21 protein-coding genes are annotated in these 24,651 nt (G+C 73.6%); 7 read left to right on the top strand and 14 right to left on the bottom strand.

Features of this window, described 5'->3' with window-relative positions:
* Positions 1-70: 70 nt before the first annotated feature.
* Positions 71-952 carry a formyltetrahydrofolate deformylase gene (gene purU / locus B100_RS0109750; protein WP_024884253.1) on the bottom strand — a complete coding sequence of 294 codons (882 nt, stop codon included), beginning with the start codon at positions 950-952 and terminating at the stop codon, positions 71-73.
* Positions 953-999: 47 nt separating this feature from the next.
* Positions 1,000-1,446 carry an SCO4402 family protein gene (locus B100_RS0109745; RefSeq protein ID WP_024884252.1) on the bottom strand — a complete coding sequence of 149 codons (447 nt, stop codon included), beginning with the start codon at positions 1,444-1,446 and terminating at the stop codon, positions 1,000-1,002.
* A 172-nt stretch (positions 1,447-1,618) separates the two neighbouring features.
* Between B100_RS0109745 and B100_RS0109740 the strand changes: the two genes are divergently transcribed.
* Positions 1,619-2,935, top strand: a complete 1,317-nt coding sequence (locus B100_RS0109740; RefSeq protein ID WP_024884251.1) for an ABC transporter substrate-binding protein — start codon at positions 1,619-1,621, stop codon at positions 2,933-2,935.
* A 113-nt stretch (positions 2,936-3,048) separates the two neighbouring features.
* Here the strand turns inward: B100_RS0109740 and B100_RS0109735 are convergent, their stop codons facing one another.
* Both B100_RS0109735 and B100_RS0109730 read right to left on the bottom strand, forming a co-directional pair.
* Positions 3,049-4,743, bottom strand: coding sequence for a hypothetical protein (locus B100_RS0109735; RefSeq protein WP_024884250.1), 1,695 nt, complete (start codon positions 4,741-4,743; stop codon positions 3,049-3,051).
* Positions 4,744-4,932: 189 nt separating this feature from the next.
* Positions 4,933-6,318 carry an NsdA family TPR-like regulatory protein gene (locus B100_RS0109730; protein WP_024884249.1) on the bottom strand — a complete coding sequence of 462 codons (1,386 nt, stop codon included), beginning with the start codon at positions 6,316-6,318 and terminating at the stop codon, positions 4,933-4,935.
* 309 nt (positions 6,319-6,627) lie between these two features.
* Here B100_RS0109730 and B100_RS0109725 point away from each other — a divergent pair, with 309 nt between their 5' ends.
* From B100_RS0109725 to B100_RS0109710, 4 genes are all read left to right on the top strand, one after another.
* Positions 6,628-7,290, top strand: a complete 663-nt coding sequence (locus B100_RS0109725) for a bifunctional DNA primase/polymerase (RefSeq protein WP_024884248.1) — start codon at positions 6,628-6,630, stop codon at positions 7,288-7,290.
* 75 nt (positions 7,291-7,365) lie between these two features.
* Positions 7,366-8,142: an ABC transporter ATP-binding protein gene (locus B100_RS0109720; protein WP_078540780.1), complete on the top strand. Its 777-nt coding sequence runs from the start codon at positions 7,366-7,368 to the stop codon at positions 8,140-8,142.
* Positions 8,139-9,731, top strand: coding sequence for a hypothetical protein (locus tag B100_RS0109715; protein ID WP_024884246.1), 1,593 nt, complete (start codon positions 8,139-8,141; stop codon positions 9,729-9,731). The genes B100_RS0109720 and B100_RS0109715 overlap by 4 nt, the downstream gene beginning before the upstream one ends.
* Before the next feature lie 200 nt (positions 9,732-9,931).
* Positions 9,932-10,678: a hypothetical protein gene (locus B100_RS0109710; protein WP_024884245.1), complete on the top strand. Its 747-nt coding sequence runs from the start codon at positions 9,932-9,934 to the stop codon at positions 10,676-10,678.
* Between the two features lie 57 nt (positions 10,679-10,735).
* On the opposite strand, the gene B100_RS0109705 is transcribed toward B100_RS0109710, so the two are convergent.
* Together B100_RS0109705 and B100_RS0109700 are read right to left on the bottom strand one after the other, a co-directional pair.
* Positions 10,736-11,614: an alpha/beta fold hydrolase gene (locus tag B100_RS0109705; protein WP_024884244.1), complete on the bottom strand. Its 879-nt coding sequence runs from the start codon at positions 11,612-11,614 to the stop codon at positions 10,736-10,738.
* 511 nt (positions 11,615-12,125) lie between these two features.
* Entirely contained in the window at positions 12,126-12,818 is a 693-nt protein-coding gene (locus B100_RS0109700; protein ID WP_024884243.1) for an iron-dependent transcriptional repressor DtxR, read from the bottom strand.
* A 231-nt stretch (positions 12,819-13,049) separates the two neighbouring features.
* On the opposite strand from B100_RS0109700, the gene B100_RS0109695 reads away from it, so the two are divergent.
* The gene (locus tag B100_RS0109695) at positions 13,050-13,805 is read left to right on the top strand and encodes an SIS domain-containing protein (protein WP_024884242.1); all 756 of its coding nucleotides are present in this window, start codon (positions 13,050-13,052) and stop codon (positions 13,803-13,805) included.
* Between the two features lie 67 nt (positions 13,806-13,872).
* Here the strand turns inward: B100_RS0109695 and B100_RS0109690 are convergent, their stop codons facing one another.
* From B100_RS0109690 to B100_RS0109680, 3 genes are all read right to left on the bottom strand, one after another.
* Entirely contained in the window at positions 13,873-15,267 is a 1,395-nt protein-coding gene (locus B100_RS0109690; protein ID WP_024884241.1) for a PAS domain-containing protein, read from the bottom strand.
* Positions 15,268-15,410: 143 nt separating this feature from the next.
* Positions 15,411-15,866, bottom strand: coding sequence for a GNAT family N-acetyltransferase (locus B100_RS0109685; RefSeq protein WP_037722541.1), 456 nt, complete (start codon positions 15,864-15,866; stop codon positions 15,411-15,413).
* A gap of 420 nt (positions 15,867-16,286) precedes the next feature.
* Positions 16,287-17,387 carry a citrate synthase 2 gene (locus B100_RS0109680; protein ID WP_024884239.1) on the bottom strand — a complete coding sequence of 367 codons (1,101 nt, stop codon included), beginning with the start codon at positions 17,385-17,387 and terminating at the stop codon, positions 16,287-16,289.
* 307 nt (positions 17,388-17,694) lie between these two features.
* Between B100_RS0109680 and pdxH the strand changes: the two genes are divergently transcribed.
* Positions 17,695-18,363 carry a pyridoxamine 5'-phosphate oxidase gene (gene pdxH, locus B100_RS0109675; protein WP_024884238.1) on the top strand — a complete coding sequence of 223 codons (669 nt, stop codon included), beginning with the start codon at positions 17,695-17,697 and terminating at the stop codon, positions 18,361-18,363.
* A 105-nt stretch (positions 18,364-18,468) separates the two neighbouring features.
* On the opposite strand, the gene B100_RS0109670 is transcribed toward pdxH, so the two are convergent.
* From B100_RS0109670 to B100_RS0109650, 5 genes are all read right to left on the bottom strand, one after another.
* The gene (locus tag B100_RS0109670; protein ID WP_024884237.1) at positions 18,469-19,083 is read right to left on the bottom strand and encodes a TetR/AcrR family transcriptional regulator; all 615 of its coding nucleotides are present in this window, start codon (positions 19,081-19,083) and stop codon (positions 18,469-18,471) included.
* A 7-nt stretch (positions 19,084-19,090) separates the two neighbouring features.
* Positions 19,091-19,825: an enoyl-CoA hydratase family protein gene (locus B100_RS0109665; RefSeq protein ID WP_024884236.1), complete on the bottom strand. Its 735-nt coding sequence runs from the start codon at positions 19,823-19,825 to the stop codon at positions 19,091-19,093.
* Entirely contained in the window at positions 19,822-21,402 is a 1,581-nt protein-coding gene (locus B100_RS0109660; RefSeq protein WP_024884235.1) for a 4-coumarate--CoA ligase family protein, read from the bottom strand. The genes B100_RS0109665 and B100_RS0109660 overlap by 4 nt, the downstream gene beginning before the upstream one ends.
* Positions 21,403-21,438: 36 nt before the next feature.
* Positions 21,439-22,632 carry an acyl-CoA dehydrogenase family protein gene (locus B100_RS0109655; protein ID WP_024884234.1) on the bottom strand — a complete coding sequence of 398 codons (1,194 nt, stop codon included), beginning with the start codon at positions 22,630-22,632 and terminating at the stop codon, positions 21,439-21,441.
* Positions 22,633-22,800: 168 nt separating this feature from the next.
* Entirely contained in the window at positions 22,801-24,645 is a 1,845-nt protein-coding gene (locus tag B100_RS0109650) for an ATP-binding protein (protein WP_024884233.1), read from the bottom strand.
* Positions 24,646-24,651 lie beyond the last annotated feature (6 nt).

Raw genomic sequence — 24,651 nt, 5'->3', positions numbered from 1 at the left:
AGAGGCGCGGGGAACTGCGCGAGCCACCACGCCGCACCAGCGGCCGCCGACGGCGAGAAGGGGCCGCCTCCTAGGCGAACACCACGGTCCGGCGGCCGTTCAGCAGGATCCTCCGCTCGGCGTGCCACTTCACCGCCCGCGCCAGCGCCTGGCACTCCACGTCCCGCCCGACGGCGACCAGCTGATCGGGCGTGACGTCGTGCGACACCCGCTCGACCTCCTGCTCGATGATCGGCCCCTCGTCCAGATCCGCGGTGACGTAATGAGCGGTCGCCCCGATCAGCTTCACACCCCGCGCGTGCGCCTGGTGATACGGCTTCGCACCCTTGAAGCTCGGCAGGAAGGAGTGGTGGATGTTGATGATCCGCCCCGACAACTGCTTGCACAGGTCGTCGGAGAGCACCTGCATGTAGCGGGCGAGGACGACGAGTTCGACCTCGTCCTCGCGCACGATCTCCAGCAGCCGTGCCTCCGCCTCCTGCTTGGTGTCCCTCGTCACCGGGATGTGGTGGAAGGGGATGTTGTAGGAGGCCACCAGCTCGGCGAAGTCGGTGTGATTGGACACCACACCGGCGATCTCCACCGGCAGAGCGCCGGTCCGCGCGCGGAACAGCAGGTCGTTCAGGCAGTGCCCGAACCTGCTGACCATGAGCAGGATGCGCATCTTCTCGTCGGCCCGGTTGATCCGCCAGTCCATCTGGAAGGAGTCACCGATGGCCGCGAAGCTCGCCCGCAGCTTCTCCACGGTGACCGGCGCCTCGGCGGAGAAGTGGACGCGCATGAAGAACAGACCCGTGTCGTGGTCGCCGAACTGCTGGCTGTCCTCGATGTTGCAGCCGGTCATGAACAGGTAGCTGGACACGGCGTGCACGATGCCCTGCTTGTCGGGACAGAACAGCGTGAGGACGTACTGGTCGGCCGGGGCCGCGGCTCGGGTGGACTGCTCGCTCATGGGGGAAAGGGTCGCACACCCGGGCCCGCGCCCGGCCTGCCGTTCCGCTACGCGGACCGGGTCAGGATGCGCAGCACCTCGAGCGTGCTGGGCGGCGCGTCCGGGTCGTCGCCGTCGCTCGCTGCCATCCGTACGTGCGCGTCGCGCGCCGCGCGGACCGCCTCCGGCCAGCCCTCGTGCTCCAGGTACGCGGTCACCTGGGCGTCCGGGCCGACCTGGTGCATGATCCGCAGCACGCGCAGCACCGCGGTGTCGACGAGCGCGGCCTCCTGCGAGTCGCGGAAGATCGTGCCGACGTACTTCTCCGCGGACCAGTTGTCCAGCCAGGTGTCCTCGACCAGCCGGTACACGGCGTCGGTGACGTCGCCGTAGCCGGGCACGCCGGCCAGCCAGACGTCCCGCTGGAAGCCGGGGTCGGAGAGCATGTGCAGCGCGGAGCGCACATTGCTGCGCCAGCGCCACCACGGCATGTCGTTGAGTGGCATGCCGCCCATGGTGGAGGAGCGACGGCCGCGACGGGAAGAGTTCTCCGAACCTTGCACGGTCGTCGATCGTACGTTTCCCTCCCGCACCGGTCGGACGGGACCCCGCAATTCACCTCCGCGTCACCGTCCGTCGACCGAGGGTCACTCCCGGGTTCGCCGTGTGAGGGAATCGTGCGGGGGCATGACCGGCAGGCGACGCACCCGCAGCACCGTCCTCCCCCTCCCCCTCGCCCGGACCGCCCGTGCCGGCGCCCTCGCCGCGGGGGCCCTGGCGGCGTGCGCCGCGCTGGTCGCGGGGTGCGGGATCGTCCCCGGGGTCACGGGGGGCTCCGGGGACGACACGATCACCGTGATGACGTGGGCGCCCGAGGACACCGGCGGACTCGGGGCCACCGACAAGGCCGGCATGCCCGCGTTCGCCGAGGCCTACGGCCGCTGGGTCAACGCCCGGGGCGGCATCAACGGCCGCCGGCTGGAGGTGCTGACCTGCGACGAGGGTGACGACCCGCTGGCCGCCGCGCGCTGCGCCCGGCGCGCGGTCGCGGAGAACGCCGTCGCTGTGGTCGGCTCCTACAGCCGGCACGGCGACGCCTTCCTGCCCACGCTGGAGACCGCCGGCATCCCGTACATCGGCGGCTACGGCATCACCCACGACGAGTTCACCAGCCCGCTGTCCTATCCCGTCAACGGCGGTCAGCCCGCCCTGCTGGCCGGTCTCGGCCGCACCCTCGCCGACGTGTGCGGGCCGGTCGCCCTGGTCCGGCCCGACACCATCGCGGGCGACCAGCTGCCCCCGCTGCTGGACTCGGGCCTGACGGCGGGCGGGCACGCCCCGGCCGGTGACCTGCGCGCCGCCGAGGCCGCGACCTCCTACGGCGACACCGCCGAGCAGGCGCTGGAGCACGCCGCCGCCGGTTCCGGGGAGAGGGGCTGCGTGGTGCCGGCGCTCGGGGACCGCACCGGCACCTTCATGGACTCCTTCCGGCGCGCCCGCGCCGGGCACCCCGACGTGCGCACCGCGACCGTGCTGGGCAGCGTCGACCAGACGGTGCTGGACGCATCCGGCGGGGCGTCGGGACCGTACGAGGGGGCGTACGTCACCGGCTGGTACCCGGAGGCGGGCGACGCCCGCTGGAACCCGATGAAGGAGGTGATCCGGGCGGAGGCGTTCGGCGACAACAGCATCGACCCGGCGGACGCCGGGGTGCAGACCACGTGGATCGCCTACACCGTCCTCCGGCAGGCCGTGGAGTCGCTCGGGGACGGCGAGGTCAGCGCGGACACGGTGAGCGGGGCGCTGGACGGCGGTCTGAAGGTCTCCACCGGCGACCTCACGCCGACGCTGCGCTGGCGGTTCCAGGACAAGCTGGCCGCGGTCGGCCTCCCCCGCCTGGTCAACGCGAACGTGACCCTCCAGATGGTCGACCAGGGCCGCCTGGTCTCCGCCGCGAAGGGCTTCACCGACGTCACCGCCACCCTCCGCAACGCCCCCCTGTGAAGCACCGCAACGCCCTCACGGGACGCGGGGAAGCGCGCGATCAGCCCCGACACACCGGCACCCGCCCCCGACCGGAGCCCCGCACCCCATAGGCGCGCCCCGCCGCCCCAGCCCTACAGCTGGGTCGGCGCCCGCTCGGTCAGCCCGTACTGACGAGCGATCTCGTTCCACAACTGGGAAGCCTTCTTCTTCTGCTCCGTGGCCGTCCCGCTCGCCCGGTTCCCCTCCTCCGTCTCACGGGTCGACCGCGCCTGCCCCTTCTTGCACCCCTTCTTGCCCGCCGTCTGTTCCGCCCAGCGCGCGTAGTGGTCGTCGGCCGAGGCCGACGCCTTCCACGCCTTCCGCAGGGCCTCCGTCAGCGTCTGGTGCTCGGGCAGCTTGTCCACGGACAGCTGGGACAGGTCGGTCACCAGCTGGTTCCGCTGCTTCGCGGCCTCCCGCAGGTCGGACGCCGCCTTGCCGAGGTCGCGGCACGACTTCACGTCCTCCACCGCGCTGATCACGGTGCTGCGGCTGTCGCCGCTGTGCGCCAGCAGCTTGTCCAGCTCGACGGCCTGCTCCCGGCCCGGGTCGGCGGACGGTGAGGCCGAGGCCTCCTCGCTCGCGGGCGCGGTGGCGGACACCGGCTGGTTCTTCCCGGAGTCGTCGTCCCCGCCGCCGCTGCCGAGCAGGGCGCCGGCGCCGACACCGACGACGGCGATGCCGACCCCGACCGCGGCGATCAGCGGCCACCGCGGGCCGCCGCCACCGCCACTGCCACCACCGCCGCCGCGTCCGCCACGGCCCGGCGGGGGCGGCGCGGGAGGTCCGGGCGGGGTGCGGTCGGCCCGGGCGGGACGTCCGTACTCCATGCGCGGAAGCTGCTGGGTGGACCCCGCGGCGCCGCCGTCGTCGTTGCGGAAGAGGTTGTCGAACTCGGCCGGCGGCTGCCGGCTGCCGTCGTCGGGCGCGGCGCCGTAGGGCTGCGTCGGTCCCTGGTCGGTGATCGGGGCGATGAACTGGGTGGGCTCGGCGTCCGGGTTGCCGTGCTGCGGCAGCGGGCCGGGGCCGGGCGCGGGCTGCGGGGGCATGCCGAGGTTGCGGGTGGCCTCCGCGTCGTGCGCGGCGGGCATCTCGGGCGGCAGCGCGCCCGGGGCGACCGGGGGTATGTACTGGGTGGCGCCCTCGTCGAAACCGCCCGCGGCGACCGGCGGGAGGAACTGCGTGGCGCCCTCGGCCCCGTCCGGGGCGGGCGGCAGGGGGGCGCCCTGGGCGGCCGGGTAGCCGTAGCCTGCGCCGTCCGGCGTGCCGTAACCCGCGCCGTGCCCGCCGTACGCCGCCGCGCCGCCGGTGCCGTAGCCGTCCGTGCCGGTGTGTCCGTAGCCGGCGCCCTGCTGCCCGGCCTGCGCGCCGTGGCCGTAGGCGTCCGGGGTGCCGTTGGCGGCCGGGTAGCCGCCCTGGGGCTGGGTTCCCTCGGGGGGCAGCGGGCCGGGTCCCTGTCCGGCCGGGGCCTGGCCGCCGGCGTCCCAGGAGGGCTGCTGCTGCGGCTGCTGCTGCTGCCAGGAGCCGTCGCCCGCGGCGGGCCACTCCTGCCCCGCCGCCGGGGCGGGTGCCTGCTGCTCGGGGCCCCAGGGGGTCCCCCAGGTCTGGCCGCCGGGCGGCGCGGAGGCGGGGAACCCGCCGGCGGGCGGCCGGCCGTCCGTGCCGCCGGGCGCCACGGGACCGGACGTCATGCCCGGCAGCAGGGGTTCACCACCGTCGGAGGGCAGCACGATGCCTTCGCGCGCGGGGCGCGCCGAGGGCTCCTCGCCCTGTCCACTCTGCGTCACCGGGACTCCTACCAATGGGGGACCTTGTGAATCGTCGGCTCACGCTACCGGGTCCCCGGAGCCCGGTGCCACGCAGCACAGAACCTGACCTCTTGCCCTGTGAGCGCGGTAACAAAACCAGGTCACCGCACGCTGCTTACGTCCCCTCCCTCCCGTCCGCCTCCCGCGTCGCACGGGGTGTCACGTACGTCACGCCGCCGCCTGGAGCTCCATGCGCGCCCCGAACTCCCGTACCACCGGCTCCTCGCGGTACGGCTCCAGGCGCTGCTGGAGGTCCTCCAGGTACTCGGCGCCCCGGTTGGAGCGCAGCCCGCCCAGCAGGTCCGCCGCCTTCAGGCCGGTGCTGCAGGCCTGTTCGATCTCCCGCTGCTGCACCTGGGCCGTGGCCAGCAGCACATAGCCGATCGCCCGGCGCCGCGCCCGCGAGGGCGGGTGGCCGTCCAGCGACTCCTGGGCGTACCGCGCGGCGGCCTCCGGCCGGCCGAGGTCACGGTGGCAGTGCGCCAACTCGTCGGCCAGATACGCCGCGTCGAAGTGCGCGATCCACGGCGGGTCGTCCCCGGAGTCCGGCGCGGCGGCCTCCAGGGCGCTCACCGCGCGGCCCGCGGCGGCCTCCGCGGCCTGGGCGTCGCCCATCAGCGCGTGCCCCCGGGCCTCCGCCGCGAGGAACATCGCCTCCGCACGGGGTGTCACGCGCCCCCGCGCGCCCTCCTGCGCCGCCCGCGCCAACTGGGCGATCTCGCGCGGGTTCCCGAGCTGCGCGGCGAGGTGGCTCATGGACGCGGCGAGCACGTATCCGCCGTAGCCGCGGTCCCCGGCCGCCTGCGCCAGCCGCAGCGCCTGGATGTAGTAGCGCTGCGCCAGGCCCGGTTGGCCGGTGTCGACGGCCATGTACCCGGCCAGTTCCGTGAGTCGGGCGACCGCGGCGAACAGGTCGCGCCCCACCGCCTCGCGGTACGACCCGGCCAGCATCCCCGAGACGACGCTGTTGAGGTAGTGCACCACGACCGGGCGGACGTGCCCGCTGCCGTACTGGTGGTCCAGGGCGACCAGCGCCTCCGTCATGGACCGCACCGCCGCCACGTCGGACTGGCCCACGCGCGGGCCGGTGGAGCGCGCGACCTGCCCGTCGGGCGCGGAGATCAGCCAGTCCCGGCTGGGCTCCACCAGCGCCGAGGCGGCGACCGAGGACCCGGACAGGAAGTCCCGCCGCCCCACGTCGCTGCGCCACAGCTCGCAGACCTGCTCGATGGCTCCCAGCACCGTCGGCGAGAACTGGAGGCCGACCCCCGACGCGAGGTTCTTGCCGTTGGCCATGCCGATCTCGTCGATCGTGACCGTACGGCCCAGCTTGCGGCCCAGCGCCTCCGCGATGATCGCCGGCGCCCGGCCCCGCGGCTGCTGGCCCCGCAGCCAGCGCGCCACCGACGTCTTGTCGTAGCGCAGGTCGAGGCCGTGCTCCGCGCCGCACATGTTGACCCTGCGGGCCAGTCCGGCGTTGGAGCATCCGGCTTCCTGGATGAGTGCCTGCAGCCGTTCGTTCGGCTGCCGGGCGACGAGCGGCCTTGCGGCCATGGCGTACCCCCTGAGGCTGCGGTGCCTGCCCACGCACCGGGTTGACGTGTTGTCCGCGGCCGTACGTCTCACGTCGTCCCGGCGAGACGTCCGGCCGGGAGGATCAATGCCCCGTCGACATACCGACAATGCGGGACATGTGAGAATTGCCGGGGTAACGGCGGTTGCCGGCCCCCCTCCTGGTTACCCCGTCGCGGTGGCGGATCCCCCCGCGCGCCCCCACGGATGCACCCATGCGCCCCGGACACGGACCCGGTGCCCCTCCCCCGCGCACGGGGGCGGGCGTAACCCCTGGTGACGGCTGTAGTTGTGTTCATCGTGGAAGAGACGATCGCGGGCGCCGACGCCGTACAGATCCCGACGCAGCGCGGGGAATCGCTGCTGGACACCGCCGTGCGCTATGCCGAGGAGCGGCACTGGGACGTGGTGCCGGGCACCTGGACCGAGGTCGTCGACGGGGTGCACGTCTGCTCGTGCGGTGACCTCGCGTGCTCCGCGCCGGGCGCGCACCCGGGCCGCCCCGACTGGGCGGCGCAGTCCACCGGCAGCGCCACCGTCGCGCGCCGGATGTGGCAGCAGTGGCCCGACGCCTCGATCCTGCTGCCCACCGGGCGCACCTTCGACGCGATCTCCGTGCCGGAGACGGCCGGACTCCTGGCGCTGGCGCGGATGGAGCGGATGGGGCTCACGCCGGGCCCGGTGACCCGGACACCGCACCGGCGCACGGAGTTCTTCGTGCTCCCGGGGGCGGCGGCGAAACTCCCGGAGCTGGTGCGCGACCTGGGGTGGGCGCTGCCGTCGCTCGACCTGGCCGTCCTGGGCGAGGGGTCGTACGTGGCCGCGCCGCCGACCCGGGTCGGATGCCGCGGGGCCGTGCAGTGGGTCCGCCGGCCGACCCGGGAGAACCGCTGGCTGCCGGACGCGGAGGAGCTGGCGTCCGCGCTGGCCTACGCCTGCGGCCGGGACCGGTGACCGGAGCACCGCCCGCCCCCGCACCGTGATCCCGCGGTCCGTTCCCCTTAGGCTCGGGGGCCGACGGAGGGAGACGTGGTGGGGACTGTTGCCGTACGCGTGCGGGGTCTGTGGAAGCGGTTCGGGGAGCAGGTCGCCGTCGGCGGGATCGACCTCGAGCTGCCCGCGGGGCGGTTCATCGGGCTGGTCGGGCCGAACGGCGCCGGGAAGACCACCACGCTGTCCATGGTGACCGGGCTGTTGCGCCCGGACCAGGGCACCGTCGAGGTCGTCGGGCACGACGTGTGGCGGGACCCGGTCGAGGTCAAGGCCCGGATCGGCGTCCTGCCGGAGGGACTTCGCCTCTTCGAGCGGCTCTCCGGGCGCGAACTGCTCGCCTACAGCGGCCGGTTGCGCGGGCTGCCCGGCGAGGAGGTCGACAGGCGCGCCACGCAGCTGCTCGACGTGCTCGACCTGGCAGGCGCCCAGCACAAGCTCGTCGTCGACTACTCCACCGGCATGCGCAAGAAGATCGGCCTGGCCGCCGCCCTGCTGCACAATCCGGAAGTCCTGTTCCTGGACGAGCCGTTCGAGGGCGTGGACCCGGTGTCCGCGCAGACCATCCGGGGCGTCCTGGAGCGCTACACGGCGTCCGGCGCCACGGTGGTGTTCTCCTCGCACGTGATGGAGCTCGTGGAGTCGCTGTGCGACTGGGTGGCGGTGATGGCCGCGGGCCGCATCCGTGCCCACGGCCCGCTCGCCGAGGTGCGCGGCGACGCCCCCACCCTCCAGCGGGCGTTCCTCGAACTGGTCGGCGCCGACAGCCGCGACACCGCTTCCGACCTCGACTGGCTGGGCGGCGGGGCCCGGTGAGCGCGCCCGCGATCACCCCCGTCGTCGTACGGCTGAAGCTGTCGCTGCTGCGCAACGGCCTGCGCCAGTCCGGCGGCCGCCGCGCCGCGTACATCGCCTCCGCCGTCTTCGCTCTGCTGTTCGCCGCGCTCCAGGTGCTCGGACTCGTCGCGCTGCGCGGCTTCGGCCACGTCGAGTCGCTGGTCGTGCTGCTGGTGGCGGTGCTGGCCGTGGGCTGGGCGGTGATGCCGCTGTTCTTCCCCGGCGGCGACGAGACCCTCGACCCGACCCGCCTGGTGATGCTGCCGCTGCGCCCGCGGCCCCTGGTGCGGGCTCTGCTGGCGGCCTCCCTGGTGGGCATCGGGCCGCTGTTCTCGCTGTGCCTGCTGACCGGTTCGGTGATCGCCGTCGCGCACGGCGCGGCGGCCTTCGCGGTGGGCGTCCTCGCCGTCCCGCTGGCGCTGCTGGTGTGCGTGGCCCTGGCGCGGGCCGTGGCCGCGGCGAACGTACGGCTGCTCACCAGCCGCAAGGGCCGCGACCTCGCGGTGCTCAGCGGTCTGGTCATCGCGATCGGCGCGCAGGTGGTCAACTTCGGTGTGCAGCGGCTCGGTTCGTCCGGTCTGGAGCAGCTGGACCCGGTGGCGGACGTGCTGCGCTGGCTCCCGGCCGCGTCGGCGGTCGGCGCCGTGCACACGGCCGGCGAGGGGTCGTACGGCGTCGCGGCGGCGCAGCTGGCGGTGAGCGCGGCGGCACTGGCGGCGCTGCTGGTGCTGTGGTCGCGTTCCTTGACCCGGCTGATGACCTCGCCGGACGGCTCCACGCTGCAGGCGGGCGACTCCGCGGTGCGCGACCGCCCGTCGGCCGGACTCGGGCGCCTGCTGCCGCAGGGCAGGACCGGCACGGTGATGGAGCGCAGCCTGCGCTACATCTGGCGCGACCCGAAGACGAAGGCGGCGTGGGTGACATCGCTGGCGATCGGCCTGATCGTGCCGGTGTTCAACGCCTGGCAGGGCACCGGCTCGGTGTACTTCGCCTGTTTCGCCGCCGGGATGCTCGGCATCCAGATGTACAACCAGTTCGGGCAGGACACCTCGGCGTTCTGGATGGTCGCGACGACCATCTCCTCCACCCGTGACGCCTACGTCGAACTGCGCGCCCGCGCCCTGGCGCTGCTGCTGATCACCCTGCCGTACGCCACGCTCGTCACCGTGCTGACGACGGCGATGCTGGACGACTGGACGCGACTGCCGGAGGCGCTGGGCCTGTCCTTCGCGCTGCTCGGCGCGATGCTCGCGACCGGCGCGTGGACCTCGGCCCGCTTCCCGTACTCCGTTCCGCAGGAGGGCTACAAGAACGTCGCCCCCGGCCAGGTCGGGCTCGCCTGGATCTCGATCTTCGGCGGCATGATCGCGGCGGCCCTGCTGTGCCTCCCGGTGATCGCCGCCACCATCTGGCTGAACCTCGACGAGAGCGGCCAGGACCTCCGGTGGCTCTTGCTCCCCGTGGGCACGGTCTACGGGGCGCTGCTGGCCCTGGGCGGTCTGCGTCTCGCCGCGCCCCGGACGGCCGGCCGGCTCCCGGAGATCATCGCCGCGGTCAGCAAGGGCTGAGCGCCCTTCCGCCGCCGCGTGGGAAAACCGGTTGGCGGCCGGGGTGGCCGCTGCTACGGTCCGGGAGGCCGTGCGAGAGAGCGAGGAGGTGGTACCCGTGAACGCCGTACTGACATGGGTGCTCCCCTCCGGGGTCACGGTCGGGCGATAGGCAGGTCGTCCGGGAGCGCCGTTTCCGCGCACTCCCGAAAGGCACCACCATGCGTGTCATCTCCGAGAACCACCTCGACGACGGTCTCCTGGAACGCGAGTTCACCCTCGGCGAGATTCCCGGCCTGCTGTGGACGCCGCCGGCGGCGTCCGCTGCCGCGCCGGCGCCGCTGATCCTGCTCGGCCATCCCCCGCTGGGCCTGCGCGCGATGTATCCCCGGCTGGTGGCCCGGGCCCGCCGGGCCGCGGCGGACGGTTTCGCCACCGCCACCGTCGAGCTCCCCGGCAGCGGCGACCGGCCCGCGTGGCCGGCCCTGGACCAGGCCCGCGCCGATCTCCGGCAGGCGATGCGGGCGGGCGGTCCGGTCGGCGACGAGATCGTCGACGCGCTCGTCCTCCCGCTGGTCGAGCGGGCGGTCCCCGAATGGCGCGCCGCCCTTGACGCCCTGCTGGGGCTGCCCGGGATCGGCGGTCCGGTCGGCTACTCGGGCGGGCTGATCTCCGTCGGCATCGGCCTGGCGGTGGCCGACCCGCGCGTCGAGGCCGCCGTCCTGTTCGCGGGGAGCCTGGTGCCCCGGGTCATGTTCGAGGAGGCCCGGCGGGTGACCGTTCCGCTGCACGTCCTGCTCCAGTGGGACGACGAGGGGAACGAGCGGCAGGCGGCCCTGGACCTGTTCGACGCCTTCGGTTCCGGGGAGAAGTCGCTGCACGCCCATCTGGGCGGCCACACCGGCGTCCCGGAGCACGCGGGGGACGCCGCGGCGCGGTTCTTCGCCCGGCATCTGAAAGGCGCCTGACGCCGGCCTCCCGGGGGCTCGGGCCGCGCGGGACACGGCTCGGGCTCCCCGGAGCCCTCACGTCTCGTCGAGGGTCTCCAGGAACGGTTCGATGGCGGAGAACCAGGCGTCGGGCTGGTCGTAGTGGACCAGGTGGCCGGCGTCGGCGACCTCGGCGTACCGGCCGCGGGGCAGGACCCGGACCATCTCCTGGGCCTCCGCGCGGCCCAGTTCGCCGTCCAGGCCGCGCACCACCAGGGCGGGGCAGCGGACCTGGGCCAGTTCCTCCCAGTGCGCGTCGTACACCCAGGTCTCGCGGGAGCGGAGCATCTGGTCCGGGTCGAAGACGGGGCGCCAGCCGTCGGGGGACTCGGCCATCACCTCGGCGTAGAACTCGCCGCGGGCCGGGTTGGGCCGCTCCACCCAGGGGTCGTCCTCGCCGAACCACTTGCGCACGTCGGCGAGGGCCGCGAACGGCACGGGCCAGGAGGCGAACCACTCCGCCCACTCGCGCTGCGAGGCGCCCCCGAGGGCGGAGGCCCGCATGTCGCAGATGATCAGGCCGCGGACCAGGTCGGGGCGCCTGGCGGCCAGCTGCCAGGCGGTCAGGGCGCCCATCGCGTGGCCGATGAGGACGGCGGGGCCGAGGCCGAGCTGTTCGAGGGCGGCCTCCGCGTCGTCGACGTAGGCGCCGCGGGTGAAGGAGGCGTCCGAGGGCTTCTCGCTGCGGCCGTGGCCGCGCTGGTCGAGGGCGATCGCACGGTGGCGCGCGGAGAGCCGGCGGGCGGTGGACGCCCAGTGCGAGGCGCGGCCCATCAGGCCGTGCAGTAACAGCACGCCGGGGGCGTCCGCGGCGGCGTCCGCCACCGGGCCGGGCCCGTTCTTGGCCGGGTCGCCGAACTCCCAGGCGGCCAGACGTACGCCGTCCGCCCCTGTCACGTCGATGCGTCGCGCCATGGTCTGGCACCCCCCAAGCTCGCTGCCTGCCCACTGCCTGCCGCCGGTCCACCGGACCCGTCGGTCCGCCGGCTCCTGCCTGTCACCACAGCCGCACGTTATCGAATGAGCATTCGAAAATGCCCGTCTGCCCGGCAACACCCCTCGTTCGAGTGACCCCGTTCGGGGATTGACCGCCGTGGCCCGGGGGAGATCTTCAGCGGGAGGCGGACCGCTCGGGGAAAACGGTCCGAGGGGAATGACCCTGGGAGCTCGGGGCTCCGGGTCAGCACAGGGGAGGACAGGCCCCGGCGCCGCAGGGCGCCGGGGCTCCTCACGTGGTCACGGCACATCGTCCCGCCCCTCCCCGGCCGGGCGTCCACGTCGTCCGGCCAAGAACCCCTCAGGTCATATGCCTCGTCCGACAGCCTCGCACGCCGGGCGGGGAGGCGCTGCGATTCGGCGCAACGGATCCCGGACCGGCGCGTTCGTACCGGCGGGCGTGAAGCCTTCGCCCCCGCGGGGCCGCGGGTCAGGGCTTGGCGACGAAGACGTGCGAGGCGACCTCCGACTCCAGCTCGGCCGCCTCGCCGCTGCTGCCCACCAGCACCCCGCCCGCCGACTCCGTCACGCTCACCACCGAGCCGGGCTGCACACCCGCCCGGCGCAGCGAGTACATCAGCTGCGCGTCCGTCTGGATCGGCTCGCCGATCCGGCGCACGACGACCGTCTTGCCCTCGGCGCCCGGGTCCAGGTCGGCCAGCGACACCATGCCCTCGTCGAGGAAGGGGTCGGCGCCGTCCGTCTCGCCCAGCTCCTCCAGGCCCGGGATCGGGTTGCCGTACGGCGACTCGGTGGGGTGCCGCAGCAGCTCCAGGACGCGGCGCTCGACGGCCTCGCTCATCACGTGCTCCCAGCGGCACGCCTCGGCGTGCACCTGCTCCCACTCCAGGCCGATCACGTCGACCAGCAGACACTCGGCGAGGCGGTGCTTGCGCATCACACGGGTGGCCAGCCGACGGCCCTCCTCCGTGAGCTCCAGATGACGGTCCGGGGCGACGGACACCAGACCGTCGCGCTCCATCCGGGCCACCGTCTGGCTGACCGTCGGCCCGCTCTGGTCGAGCCGCTCGGCGATCCGGGCGCGCATGGGGACCACACCTTCCTCCTCCAGCTCGAGGATGGTGCGGAGATACATCTCCGTGGTGTCGATCAGTCCGGACATACGTGCCCCTCGATGAGATCTGCGGATTGGCTCTGCCGGAGGCTGGACTGCTCACCGGCGTGTGCGCTGGCCCGAGCCTCAATTCTTACGCATACGGCCGACAACCGGGCCGCGCCCAGGAAACGAGCGGGCCCGGCCGACGGAAACCGGCCCGCGCCACCACCGTATTGACACGGCACTGGTCCAGACCGCACGGTGATCGGCGACGTGTCCGCCCCGAAGGGAAGCCGCATGAGCGACCGCACGCCCGCCGGTCAGTTCCTCGACGCCGCGATCGGGCTGCTGCGGCGGCTGCGCGACGAGGAGGCCGAGCCGATCGCGGCCGCGGGCACCCTGCTCGCCGACGCGGTCGCCGACGGCGGACGGCTCTTCGCCTTCGGCGCGGGCCACTCCTCGCTCGCCGCGCAGGACCTCGTCTACCGGGCGGGCGGCCTCGCCCTGATGAACCTGCTCACCGTCCCGGGCATGGTGGGCGTCGACGTGATGCCGGCGACCCTGGGCTCCGCGCTGGAGCGGGTGGACGGGCTGGCGAGCGTGGTGCTGGAGTCCTCGCCGCTGCGGGAGGGCGACGTCCTGGTGATCATCTCCCTGTCCGGGCGCAACGCGCTGCCGGTGGAGATGGCGATGAAGGCCCGCACGATGGGCGTTCGGGTGATCGGCGTGACGTCGGTGGCCTACGCGTCCGAGACCTCCTCGCGGCACTCCTCGGGCACGTTCCTCAAGGACCACTGCGATCTGGTGCTCGACTCGGGCATCGCGGTCGGCGACGCGGAGCTCACCTGGGACGGCGTGCCCGCGCCGTTCGCGCCCGCGTCCACGGTCGTCACCTCGGCCCTGCTCCAGGCGGTCATGGCCACCGCCGCGGCCACCCTCGCCGACCGCGGGACCGAGCCGCCGCTGCTGCGCTCGGGGAACGTGGACGGCGGCCACGACTGGAACGCCCGCGTCATGTCCGAGTACGGCGACCGCATCTTCTACCACCACTGACGCCCGTACGCCCTGGGCGCTCGTACGCCCAGGGCGTGCGTACTCCCTGGGCGCTCGTACGTGCCGGTCAGTGGTCCTCGGGCAGCAGGGCCGCCAGGTCCAGGGCCGTGGCGATGTGGGCGGCGACGTCCTCCGCGTACATGGCGTCGGAGCGTTCGAACGTCGTGCGGTTCGCGGTCCGCAGAAACGTCACGGCACCGAGCGTGCGTCCCCTGCTGCGCAGCACCGTGCACAGCGCGTGCACCGCGTCCTCGGGCCACTGCCGCGCCAGCGCCCACTCGCGGGCCGCCTCCGCCGGCAGCGAGCCCGCGCCGGCCCGCACCGACCCGGCCCGCTCCACGCACTGCAGCGCCGGATGCCCCTCGGCGTAGCGCGTCGGCAGCCCCGCCCGGCCGTCCAGCCTGCTGGGCCCCGGCACCCCGGAGGGCGTGGCCGCGATGCGCACCAGACGCACCCGGTCGGTGTCCTCGCCGCCGCCCGCCACGCGGTCGATGAGGGCGTGGTCGGCGAATCCGGCGAGCGCGAAGTCCAGGTGGACCGTCGCCGCCTCCGCCGGGTCCTCGCACTCGGCCGCCGCACGCGCCGCGCGGTGCAGCTGCTGCGCGCGGAACCGCAGCAGCGACGCCTCCTGCTCGCCCTGCCGCGAGTCGGTCACGTCCTGGAACAGCCAGCCGACCCCCAGCGGCACCGGCTCCTCGGCGAGCGGCGACGCCAGCCGCACGAACCCGCTGCGCCAGCACCGCCGGCGCTCCCCCTCCGGTGTGCGCACGCTCACCCACAGCTCGGCCGGCGCGGGCGGCGCGCCCTCGGCCAGCACATGCGTCAGGGCGCTCTCCAGCTCCTCCACGCCCTGCGTCAGCAGCTCGCCCAGCGGGCGCCCCAGCACGGACGTACGCCCGGCGCCCAGCGCCCGTGCGGCGTGCGCGTTCACCACGGCGGGCCGCAGGTCGGCGTCGACCAGGACGACACCCCAGCTCGCGTCCTCCAGCAGCGCCTCGCTCAGCGCGATCGAGCGCTCCAGGTCGATCTGCGCGTGCACCTCGCTGAACGCGCAGTACACCCCGGCGGGCTTGCCGTCCGGACCGCGTACGGCCGCGGACTGGGTGCGCACCAGCACCCGGCCGCCGTCCTTGGTCAGCAGCGCGAACTCGTTCACCTGGCGGCCCGGCGCGTCCATGGCCGACATCAGCCGCGCCTCGACCTCCTCGGCGTCCGCGCTGCGCACGGCCCACCCGGCGAATCCTGCCCGGCCCACGGCCTCGGCGGCGGTCCAGCCGAGGACGCGCTCGGCCTCGCGGTTCCAGTGCGTCACCACACCGTCCGCGTCGAAGGCGCACAGGGCCGCGTCCATGCCGTCGAGCAGCGCCGCGAGCAGATCGGAGCCGGACGGCCCCTCCCGCTCGGGCTCGGGCCCTTCCGGCCCGAGCTCGTCGGTGGCCCCACTACGCCGGGATGCACTCACCTGGACCCCCTGCAGGCTGTGTCCGCCCGTACGGCACGACGGTTCGCTCACTTGCAATCATTCAACTTGAACGTGACTCAGCGCACATCGAGTTCTCGACAAGATTGTGGGAATTGTTGCCCGCCGACCTCGTACCCACGCTTTCACGAGGGAAAAGTCCTCAGCCGCAACGTCAGCCAGACATCGGTCTCCCCTGGCAGGACGTACCGCTCGGTCTCGTCGAATCCCCGCGCGCGGGCGAACCGGACGCCGTCCTCGTTCGCGGCGAGCACCACCGTCTCGACGGCTCCGGCGCCCGCCGCCCGCGCGTGCTCCAGCCCGGCCTCGTAGAGCGCGGACCCGAAGCCCTTGCGCCGGTGGCCGGGCAGCACCCGGGCGATGACGGTGGCGACGGCCTCGGCGCCGGTGGGGGGCCGCACCGTCGAGCAGCCGACCAGCGCGTCGCCGTCGTAGGCGTTCTCCAGCCGGTACCCGCGGGCGAGGCGCTCACGGGCCTCCCCGGGCGACATGGCGGCCGGCGGGACGATCACGTTGTGGACGTGCCGCCACTGCTCCAGCATGGTCGCGCCGTCCACGGCCCGGATACGGAGATCACTCATCCGCGAAGCCAACCGTGCCCCGCCCCGGAGGTCAACGGAAATCCGGGCCGCGCGCACCGGGGTGTAGGTGTCGCGCGGGGCGCCCGGGACACGGCTTCGCGGACGGTCCGGAAAAAAGTGGTTGATCCTGCGGCGAGCGGTTCTTATGGTGGCGGTACTTCGGAAAGGAGGTGGTTCGGCAGATGTATGACAACCGGACGGAAGAGGTGGCTGCGGGCTAGTGGCCCGCCGCCGTACTCGGTTCGGCGCCGGACCGGCGTGCGAGTGATGCACGCAACCGGCCCAATCCAACGCAGTCACCCGACCCGCGAGTCGCCGGTATCGTCCGGCCGGCTCCCCCGAGGGGGAACCGGACTCGCGGGTCGCCTGCGTTCTCCGGGGAATCCTCCGGAGGACTCCCGGAGAATTCCCGGCGCGCGGTCAGCGCGCGATGGACCCGTAGCCCTCGATCTCCCGCGGGTCGCGCGAAGGCGGACCCACGTAGCGGGCCGACGGGCGGACCAGACGGCCCGTGCGCTTCTGCTCCAGGATGTGCGCCGACCAGCCGGCGGTCCGGGCGCAGGTGAACATCGATGTGAACATGTGCGCGGGCACCTCGGCGAAGTCCAGCACGATCGCGGCCCAGAACTCCACGTTCGTCGCCAGCACCCGGTCCGGGCGGCGGGCGTGCAGCTCGGCCAGCGCGGCCTTCTCCAGCGCCTCGGCGACCTCGAAGCGCGGCGCCCCCAGCTCGCGGGCGGTGCGGCGCAGGACGCGGGCGCGCGGGTCCTCCGCGCGGTAGACGCGGTGGCCGAATCCCATCAGGCGCTCGCCCTTGTCGAGGGCCTGCTTGACGTACGCCTCGGCGTCCCCGGTGCGCTCGATCTCCTCGATCATGCCCAGCACGCGCGAGGGCGCGCCGCCGTGCAGCGGTCCTGACATGGCGCCGACGGCCCCGGAGAGGGCGGCCGCGACGTCCGCGCCGGTGGAGGCTATGACGCGGGCGGTGAACGTGGAGGCGTTCATCCCGTGCTCGGCGGCCGACGTCCAGTACGCGTCGACGGCGGCGACGTGCTTGGGGTCGGGCTCGCCGCGCCAGCGGATCATGAAGCGCTCGACGACCGACTCGGCCTTGTCGATCTCGCTCTGCGGCACCATCGGCAGCCCCTGGCCGCGCGCCGACTGGGCGACGTACGACAGGGCCATCACGGCGGCGCGGGCGAGGTCGTCGCGGGCCTGCGCGGCATCGATGTCGAGGAGCGGTTTCAGGCCCCAGACGGGGGCCAGCATGGCGAGCGCCGACTGCACGTCGACGCGGATGTCACCGGAGTGCACGGGGATGGGGAACGGCTCGGCCGGCGGCAGCCCGGGGGCGAACGCCCCGTCGACGAGCAGTCCCCAGACGTTGCCGAAGGAGACGTGACCGACCAGATCCTCGATGTCGACGCCCCGGTAGCGCAGGGCGCCGCCCTCCTTGTCCGGTTCGGCGATCTCCGTCTCGAACGCGACGACTCCTTCGAGCCCGGGTACGAAGTCGGACATCAGGCGGCTCCTTCTGAGGTGGGTGACAGATGGTGTTGTGGGGTGGGACGACCATGTGTCGTGGCGCGGTCGGCGTGGTCCGTGGGATCCGCGGTCGGCTCGGGAGGACTCGCGGTCGTGGACGTCACCCCTGTGATGCCCGGCTGGCGGTCACCCAACCGGATCAGTGCGAGCACGATATCCCTGAGTGCCAGTTTTGGGGAGGGTTCGCGGCACTGAGTGCCACCCGTGAGGTTGGGCACCGCGTGTCCGTGACCCAGGCCACCGTGGGCCCTCGGGGGTGACGCGGATACGGCAGGATGACCGCGTGACCGACCGAGACGCCGTTCCCCTCGATCTCGCCTCGATGCGCAAGCAGTACCGGAGCGAGGGGCTCTCCGAGACCGACCTCGCCGCCACCCCCGTCGAGCAGTTCGCGCGCTGGTTCGCGCAGGCCGCGCGGGAGGGCGGGCTGTTCGAGCCGAACGCCATGGTCGTGTCGACCGCGGACGCGGCGGGCCGGCCCAGCTCGCGCACGGTGCTGCTGAAGCAGTTCGACGAGGCGGGGTTCGTCTTCTACACGAACTACGACTCCCGCAAGGGCCGTGACCTGGCCGAGAACCCGCACGTCTCGCTGCTGTTCCCGTGGCACCCGGTGGCCCGGCAGGTCATCGTCACCGGCACGGCGCGGCGCACCGGCCGCGACGAGACGGCCGCGTACTTCCGCACCCGGCCGCACGGCTCACAGCTGGGCGCGTGGGCCAGCGGGCAGTCGACGGTGATCGCGTCCCGCGAGGTGCTCGACACGGCCTACGACGAGCTGGCGGCGCGCTACCCGGAGCCCGAGCGGGTGCCGGTGCCCCCGCACTGGGGCGGTTTCCGGGTGGTGCCGGAGACGGTGGAGTTCTGGCAGGGCCGCGAGAACCGCCTCCACGACCGCCTGCGGTACGTGGCCGTGCCCGGCGGGGGGTGGAGCGTGGAGCGGCTCGCTCCGTGAGTTCCCTGCGGTGCTCGTCAGGGCGTCCCCGGGCTACACCGTGCGGCGCCCGCCGAACTGCCAGGCGACGCGCGCACGCCGTAGGCGGTGCCGTCGGCGGCACCCTCAGCGCAGGGCGTCGTCCAGGAGGTCCGCCCATTGGGCGACGACCCGTTCGCGGCGGGCGGTGTCGTCGGTGAGGAGATTGGCGAGGCCCAGGCCGCGGGCCATGTCCAGGAGGCCCTGGACGGTCTCCCGGGCGCCGGGGCGGGACTCGTCCGCGCCGAGGAGCTCCACCGCGATGCGGTGCGACTCGCGCCCGACGCGCAGCTCCAGCTCGGTCACGCGGGGGCGCAGCTGCTCCTCGTTGGAGGCGGCCACCCACAGGTGCAGGGCGGCGCGGAACAGCGGGCCGGTGTAGAGGCCCACGAGGGCGGCGACCACCGCGCGGCGGTCGGAGGCGGCGGCCCCCTCCGGGAAGAGCGCGCGCAGGGCCGTGGAGCGTTCCTCGGCGACGTACTCCACGGCCGCCGTGAACAGGTCCTCCCGGGTCGGGAAGTGGTGCTGGGCGGCTCCCCGGGAGACGCCGGCGCGTTCGGCGACGACGGAGACCGTGGAGCCCGCCCAGCCGTGTTCGGCGAGGCAGGCCACGGCGGCCTCCAGCAGCCGCTGACGGGTGGCCCGGCTGCGGTCCTGCTTGGGGACGCGTGCCGCACGGTCGGCCGTGCTCACCTCACCCATGCCGCGCTCACACCACCCATTCCGGATCCCGTCGTTCGAGGAACGCCGTCATGCCCTCGCGCGCCGGCGCGGAGGCGAAGAGGCGGGCCGAGAGCGCGGTCAGGGCGTCCGCGTCCCGGTCGAAGGTCTCCAGCACCCTAGCCGTGAGCAGCCGTTTCGTCTCGGCGAGGGCCTCGGGGGCGGACCGGCGCAACCCGTCGAGGACGGGGGCGAGGGTGTCGTCGGCGTCGTCACCGGCCGCCGTGAGCAGGCCGATGCGGGCGGCCTCGTCGGCGTCGAAGCGTTCCCCGGTGAGGTAGTAGCGGGCCAGGGCGCGGGGGTCGGTGCGGGGCAGCAGCGGCAGGGAGATGACCGCGGGGGCGACCCCGATCCGCACCTCGGTGAAGGCGAACGTCGCCGCGCGGGAGGCGACGGCGACGTCGCAGGCGGCGAGCAGCCCCAGCCCGCCCGCCCGGACGTGCCCGGTGACCCGGGCGACGACCGGTTTGGGCAGCTCGACGATCTGCCGGAGCAGGCCGACCAGCGCGGAAGGGGCGGGCGGGTCCTTGAGGTCGGCGCCGGCGCTGAAGGTGTTGCCGGTGTGGGTGAGGACCACCGCGCGGACGCCGGGATCCTTCCCGGCGTCGGTGAGCGCGGCGCCGAGGTCACCTACGAGGGCGGCGGACAGGGCGTTGCGGCGCTCCGAGGCGTCGAGGGACAGCGTCTCGACGCCCCGGGTGCGACTGCGGCCGATCAGGGTCACGAGGGCTCCTTGTGCGCCGCCCGGAGTTCGCGGCGCAGGATCTTTCCGGAGGCGGCGCGGGGCACGCCGTCGATGAAGGTGACGTGCCGGACCCGCTTGTACGGGGCGACGCGTTCGGCGACGTACATCATGACCTCGCCCTCGGTGAGTTCCGGGGCGGAGGGGCTACGGACGACGAAGGCGTGCGGGACCTCGTTGCCGTCGTCGTCGTAGACGCCGATGACGGCCGCGTCGGCGACACCGGGGTGGGTGAGCAGCAGCGCCTCCAGCTCGGCGGGCGCGACCTGGAAGCCCTTGTACTTGATCAGCTCCTTCACCCGGTCGACGACGAACAGCCACCCGTCGTCGTCGGCGTGGCCCACGTCCCCGGTGTGCAGCCACCCGTCCTCGTCGATCATCGCGGCGGTGGCGTCGGGGCGTCCGAGGTAGCCCTTCATCACCTGCGGGCCGCGGATGAGGATCTCCCCGGACTCGCCCGGCCCGAGGTCCTTGCCGGGGTCGTCGAGGGACACGATCCGCATCTCGGTGCCGGCGACGAGCTTGCCGACGGTGCCGGGCGGGGCCTCGTCCATGAGGTCCAGCGGGACGACGTGGGTGCCGGGCGACAGCTCCGTCATGCCGTACGCCTGGCCGACCGGAGGCAGGCCGAGCCGCTGCGCGCAGGCCGCGGCGAGCTTCGCGTCCAGGGGCGCGGCGGCGCTGATGACGTGCTTCAGGGAGGACAGGTCGTACTCGGCGACGAGGGGGTGCTTGGCGAGGGCCAGCACGATCGGCGGGGCGACGTAGAGGGCGGTGATGCGGTGGTTCTGGACAGCCGCGAGGAACTGCTCCAGATCGAAGCGCGGCAGCACGACGACGGTCGCGCCGTGCCGCAACGGGGCGTTCATCAGGGCGGTCAGGCCGTAGATGTGGAAGAACGGCAGCACGGCGAGGATGCGGTCGCCGGGGCCCGCCGTGATCGCCGGCTGGAGCTGGGCGAGGTTGGTGGCGATCTGCCGGTGGGTGAGCATCACACCCTTGGGGATGCCGGTCGTCCCGGAGGAGTACGGCAGCGCGGCGACGTCCTCGGCCGGGTCGATGTCGACGACCGGCTCCGGACCCGTGGAGGCCAGCATGTCGATCAGCGAGCGGTGTCCGGGCGCGCTGTCACAGACGAAGATCTCCTCGACCCCGCCCGCGAGTTCGGCGGCCCGGCGCGCGGAGTCCAGCAGCGGCGAGACGGTGACGATCCAGCGGGCCGCGCTGTCCTTCAGCTGCTTGGCGAACTCCTCGGGTGTGGCGAGGGGATGCACGGTGGTGACGGAGGCGCCCGCTCGGGTCGCCGCGTAGAAGGCGGTGGGGAAGGCGATCGTGTTGGGGCTGTGCAGGGCGAGCACGTCCCCCTTGCGCACGCCCGCCTCGGCGAGCCCGGCGGAGACCCTCCGGTGGAAGCGGTCCAGCTGTTCGTAGGTGAGGGTGGTGCCGTCGGTGCCGTCGATCAGCGCCGGAACGCTCCCGAACTCGGCGGCGCGCCCGAGCACCGCCTCGTGGATGGGGAGGTCGACCGGCGTGACGTCTGCGTACTCGCTGCGGAACATGGTTCCTCCAAGACGGCCGGAGAGCCTGCCTGTCGCCTAGTACGACTTGGGCAGGCCCAGGGTCTGGTGGGAGACGTAGTTGAGAATCATCTCCCGGCTCACCGGAGCAATACGAGACACGCGCGCGGCCGTTATCAGCGAGGCGAGCCCGAACTCGCGGGTGAGGCCGTTGCCGCCGAGGGTGTGCACGGCCTGGTCGACGGCCTTCACACACGCCTCCGCCGCCGCGTACTTCGCCATGTTGGCGGCCTCCCCGGCGCCGATGTCGTCGCCGGCGTCGTAGAGGTGGGCGGCCTTCTGCATCATCAGGCGGGCCAGTTCGAGGTCGATGTGTGCCTGCGCGAGGGGGTGTGCGATCGCCTGGTGGGAGCCGATGGGCGCCTTCCAGACGGTGCGGTCGCGGGCGTACTCGACGGCGCGGGACAGCGCGAAGCGGCCCATGCCGATCGCGAACGCGGCCGTCATGATGCGCTCGGGGTTCAGCCCGGCGAACAGCTGGAGCAGACCGGCGTCCTCTCCCCCACTGCCGAAAGCGTGGGAGGGACCCCCACCGACGAGTGCGTCGGCGGGCAGCCGCACGTCGTCGAGGACCAGCTCGAACTGCTTCTCCGACGCGTTGAGTTCCATGTCGATCTTCTGGTGCCGGAAGCCCGGGGTGTCGCGCGGGACGATGAACAGGCAGGGCTTCAGACTCCCGGTGCGGGCGTCCTCGGTGCGGCCGACGATCAGGGTGGCGTCGGCGATGTCCACGCCGGAGACGAACACCTTGCGGCCGGTGAGGAGCCAGTCGCCGCTGGCGGGGTCGCGGCGGGCGGTCGTGGTGATGCGGTGGGAGTTGGAGCCCGCGTCGGGCTCGGTGATGCCGAAGGCCATGGTGCGGGTGCCGTCGGCGAGGGTGGGCAGCCAGTCCCGCTTCTGCTCCTCGGTGCCGAAGCGGGCGATCACCGTGCCGCAGATGGCCGGGGAGACCACCATGAGGAGGAGGGGGCAGCCGGCGGCGCCGAGTTCCTCCAGGACGATGGAGAGTTCGGAGATGCCGCCGCCTCCGCCGCCGTGGTCCTCCGGGAGGTTGACGCCGAGGTAACCGAGTTTGGCGGCCTCCGCCCAGAGTTCGGTGGCGGGCCTGCCTTCCTCGACGGTGCGGGTGAAGTAGGCGCGGCCGTACTTGTGGCCCAGGGCGGACACCGCTGCGCGGAGGGCCTTGTGTTCTTCTGACTCGATCACCGGCATGTGGGCTCCTTGGGAGGAGGGGGCTTGAGTCGTCGGGTGGGTGCGGGTTCGTCGTGGCTGGTCGCGCAGTTCCCCGCGCCCCCTTGGGTGGTTCCGGTCGTGCGGTCCCTGCGGGTTCGTCGTGGCTTGTCGCGCAGTTCCCCGCGCCCCTGAAGGGCCCGCGGCCCTTCAGGGGGTTTCCTGCACCACCGCCAACAAGGTTCCGAGCTCCACTTGTTGGCCCTCGGTTGCGTGTAGGGCGGTGAGGGTTCCTGTGGTGGGGGCCGTGATTTTGTGCTGCATCTTCATCGCCTCCAGCCAGAGCAGGGGCCGGCCCGCTTCCACCGCCGCGCCCTCGGTGACGCCCTCGGCGATGCGGACGACCGTGCCCGGCATCGGAGCGAGGAGGGAGCCGGGGGCATGGTCGGCCTGCGGGTCGGGGAAGCGGGGCAGGACGGTGAGCGCGGTGGCGCCGACGTACACGCGGTCCCCGTAGCGGCTCACCTCGTAGCGGCGTCGTACGCCGTCGACTTCGAGGATCACCAGGGCCGCGTCCGCGTGGACGACCGTCACGCCGTCGGCCGCGAGGCCGGTGCGGGTGTGGCGGTAGCGGACCTCGTGCTCCTCCTCGTTCATCGCGTATCGCTTGACCTGCGGCTGCGAGGGCACGTTGCGCCAGCCGCCGAAGCGGGAGCGGCCGTCCGCGTCGGCGAGGGCGGCGGCGAGCGGGGCGTACGGGTCTGCGGCGGGCGCGGTGAGGGCGGGCAGGTGGCGGTCGTAGAAGCCGGTGTCCATGCGGCCCTGGGTGAACTCCTCGTGGCGCAGGGAGCGGACGAGGAGGTCGCGGTTGGTGACGGGGCCGTGGATCACCGCGCGTTCCAGAGCGGCGGCCAGCTTGCGGACCGCCTCCGCGCGGGTGGGGGCGTGGGTGACGACCTTGGCGAGCATCGGGTCGTAGTGGACGCCGATGTCGTCACCGTCGGTGTAGCCGGTGTCGAGGCGGACGGCGCCGGGGACGGCGAGGCGGTGCAGGCGGCCGGTCTGCGGGGCCCAGTCGTGGGCGGGGTCCTCGGCGTAGAGGCGGGCTTCGACGGCGTGGCCGCGCGGGGCCGGCGGCTCGGGATCCAGGGCGTGGCCCTCGGCGACCCGGATCTGCTGGGCGACGAGGTCGACGCCGAACACCTCCTCGGTGACGGGGTGTTCGACCTGGAGCCGGGTGTTCATCTCCAGGAAGTGCGCCCGCTCGCCCGCGACCAGGAACTCCACGGTGCCGGCGCCGACGTAGCCGACCGCGCGGGCGGCGCGTACGGCGAGCGTGTGGAGTTCCTCGGTGAGCGCGCCGGTGAGGCCGGGCGCCGGCGCCTCCTCGATCACCTTCTGGTGCCTGCGCTGGAGGGAGCAGTCGCGGGTGCCGAGCGCCCACACCGTGCCGTGGGTGTCGGCGAGGACCTGCACCTCGACGTGCCGGCCGTTCTCCAGGTACGGCTCGACGAACACCTCCCCGTCACCGAAGGCGCTCGCCGCCTCCGCGCGGGCGGCGGCGAGTTCGGCGTCCAGGTCGGCGAGGTCGCGGACGACACGCATGCCGCGTCCGCCGCCGCCCGCCGCGGCCTTCACCAGCACCGGCAGGTCGGCCTCGGTGACGTCGGTGAGCGGTGCGACGCCCATGAGCTGCTTGGCGCGCGTCTTGGACGCCATCGCCTCGATGGCCTTCGGCGGCGGCCCGATCCACACCAGTCCCGCGTCCTGGACGGCGCGCGCGAAGCCGGCGTTCTCGGAGAGGAAGCCGTAGCCGGGGTGCACGGCGTCCGCGCCGGCCGCGAGGGCGGCCTTCACGATCAGGTCACCGCGCAGATAGGTGTCGGCGGGCGCCGAGCCGGGGAGCCGTACGGCCGTGTCGGCGACGCGCGTGTGGAGGGCGTCCGCGTCGGCGTCGGAGTGCACGGCGACGGTGGCGATGCCGAGGTCGCGGCAGGTGCGGGCGATGCGGCAGGCGATCTCACCGCGGTTCGCGACAAGGACGGAAGTAATCACGGGTTG

The sequence above is a fragment of the Streptomyces sp. CNH189 genome (genome assembly GCF_000527195.1).
Note: the sequence above shows the minus strand (reverse complement) of the source record. Positions and strands in the feature narration are given on the sequence as shown.

Bases quoted from the DNA above. Each gene is read 5' to 3' on its own strand.
- purU (WP_024884253.1), bottom strand. From the start codon at position 952: ATGAGCGAGCAGTCCACCCGAGCCGCGGCCCCGGCCGACCAGTACGTC.
- B100_RS0109745 (WP_024884252.1), bottom strand. From the start codon at position 1,446: ATGGGCGGCATGCCACTCAACGACATGCCGTGGTGGCGCTGGCGCAGC.
- B100_RS0109740 (WP_024884251.1), top strand. From the start codon at position 1,619: ATGACCGGCAGGCGACGCACCCGCAGCACCGTCCTCCCCCTCCCCCTC.
- B100_RS0109730 (WP_024884249.1), bottom strand. From the start codon at position 6,318: ATGGCCGCAAGGCCGCTCGTCGCCCGGCAGCCGAACGAACGGCTGCAG.
- B100_RS0109710 (WP_024884245.1), top strand. From the start codon at position 9,932: ATGCGTGTCATCTCCGAGAACCACCTCGACGACGGTCTCCTGGAACGC.
- B100_RS0109705 (WP_024884244.1), bottom strand. From the start codon at position 11,614: ATGGCGCGACGCATCGACGTGACAGGGGCGGACGGCGTACGTCTGGCC.
- B100_RS0109700 (WP_024884243.1), bottom strand. From the start codon at position 12,818: ATGTCCGGACTGATCGACACCACGGAGATGTATCTCCGCACCATCCTC.
- B100_RS0109695 (WP_024884242.1), top strand. From the start codon at position 13,050: ATGAGCGACCGCACGCCCGCCGGTCAGTTCCTCGACGCCGCGATCGGG.
- B100_RS0109685 (WP_037722541.1), bottom strand. From the start codon at position 15,866: ATGAGTGATCTCCGTATCCGGGCCGTGGACGGCGCGACCATGCTGGAG.
- B100_RS0109680 (WP_024884239.1), bottom strand. From the start codon at position 17,387: ATGTCCGACTTCGTACCCGGGCTCGAAGGAGTCGTCGCGTTCGAGACG.
- B100_RS0109670 (WP_024884237.1), bottom strand. From the start codon at position 19,083: ATGGGTGAGGTGAGCACGGCCGACCGTGCGGCACGCGTCCCCAAGCAG.
- B100_RS0109660 (WP_024884235.1), bottom strand. From the start codon at position 21,402: ATGTTCCGCAGCGAGTACGCAGACGTCACGCCGGTCGACCTCCCCATC.
- B100_RS0109655 (WP_024884234.1), bottom strand. From the start codon at position 22,632: ATGCCGGTGATCGAGTCAGAAGAACACAAGGCCCTCCGCGCAGCGGTG.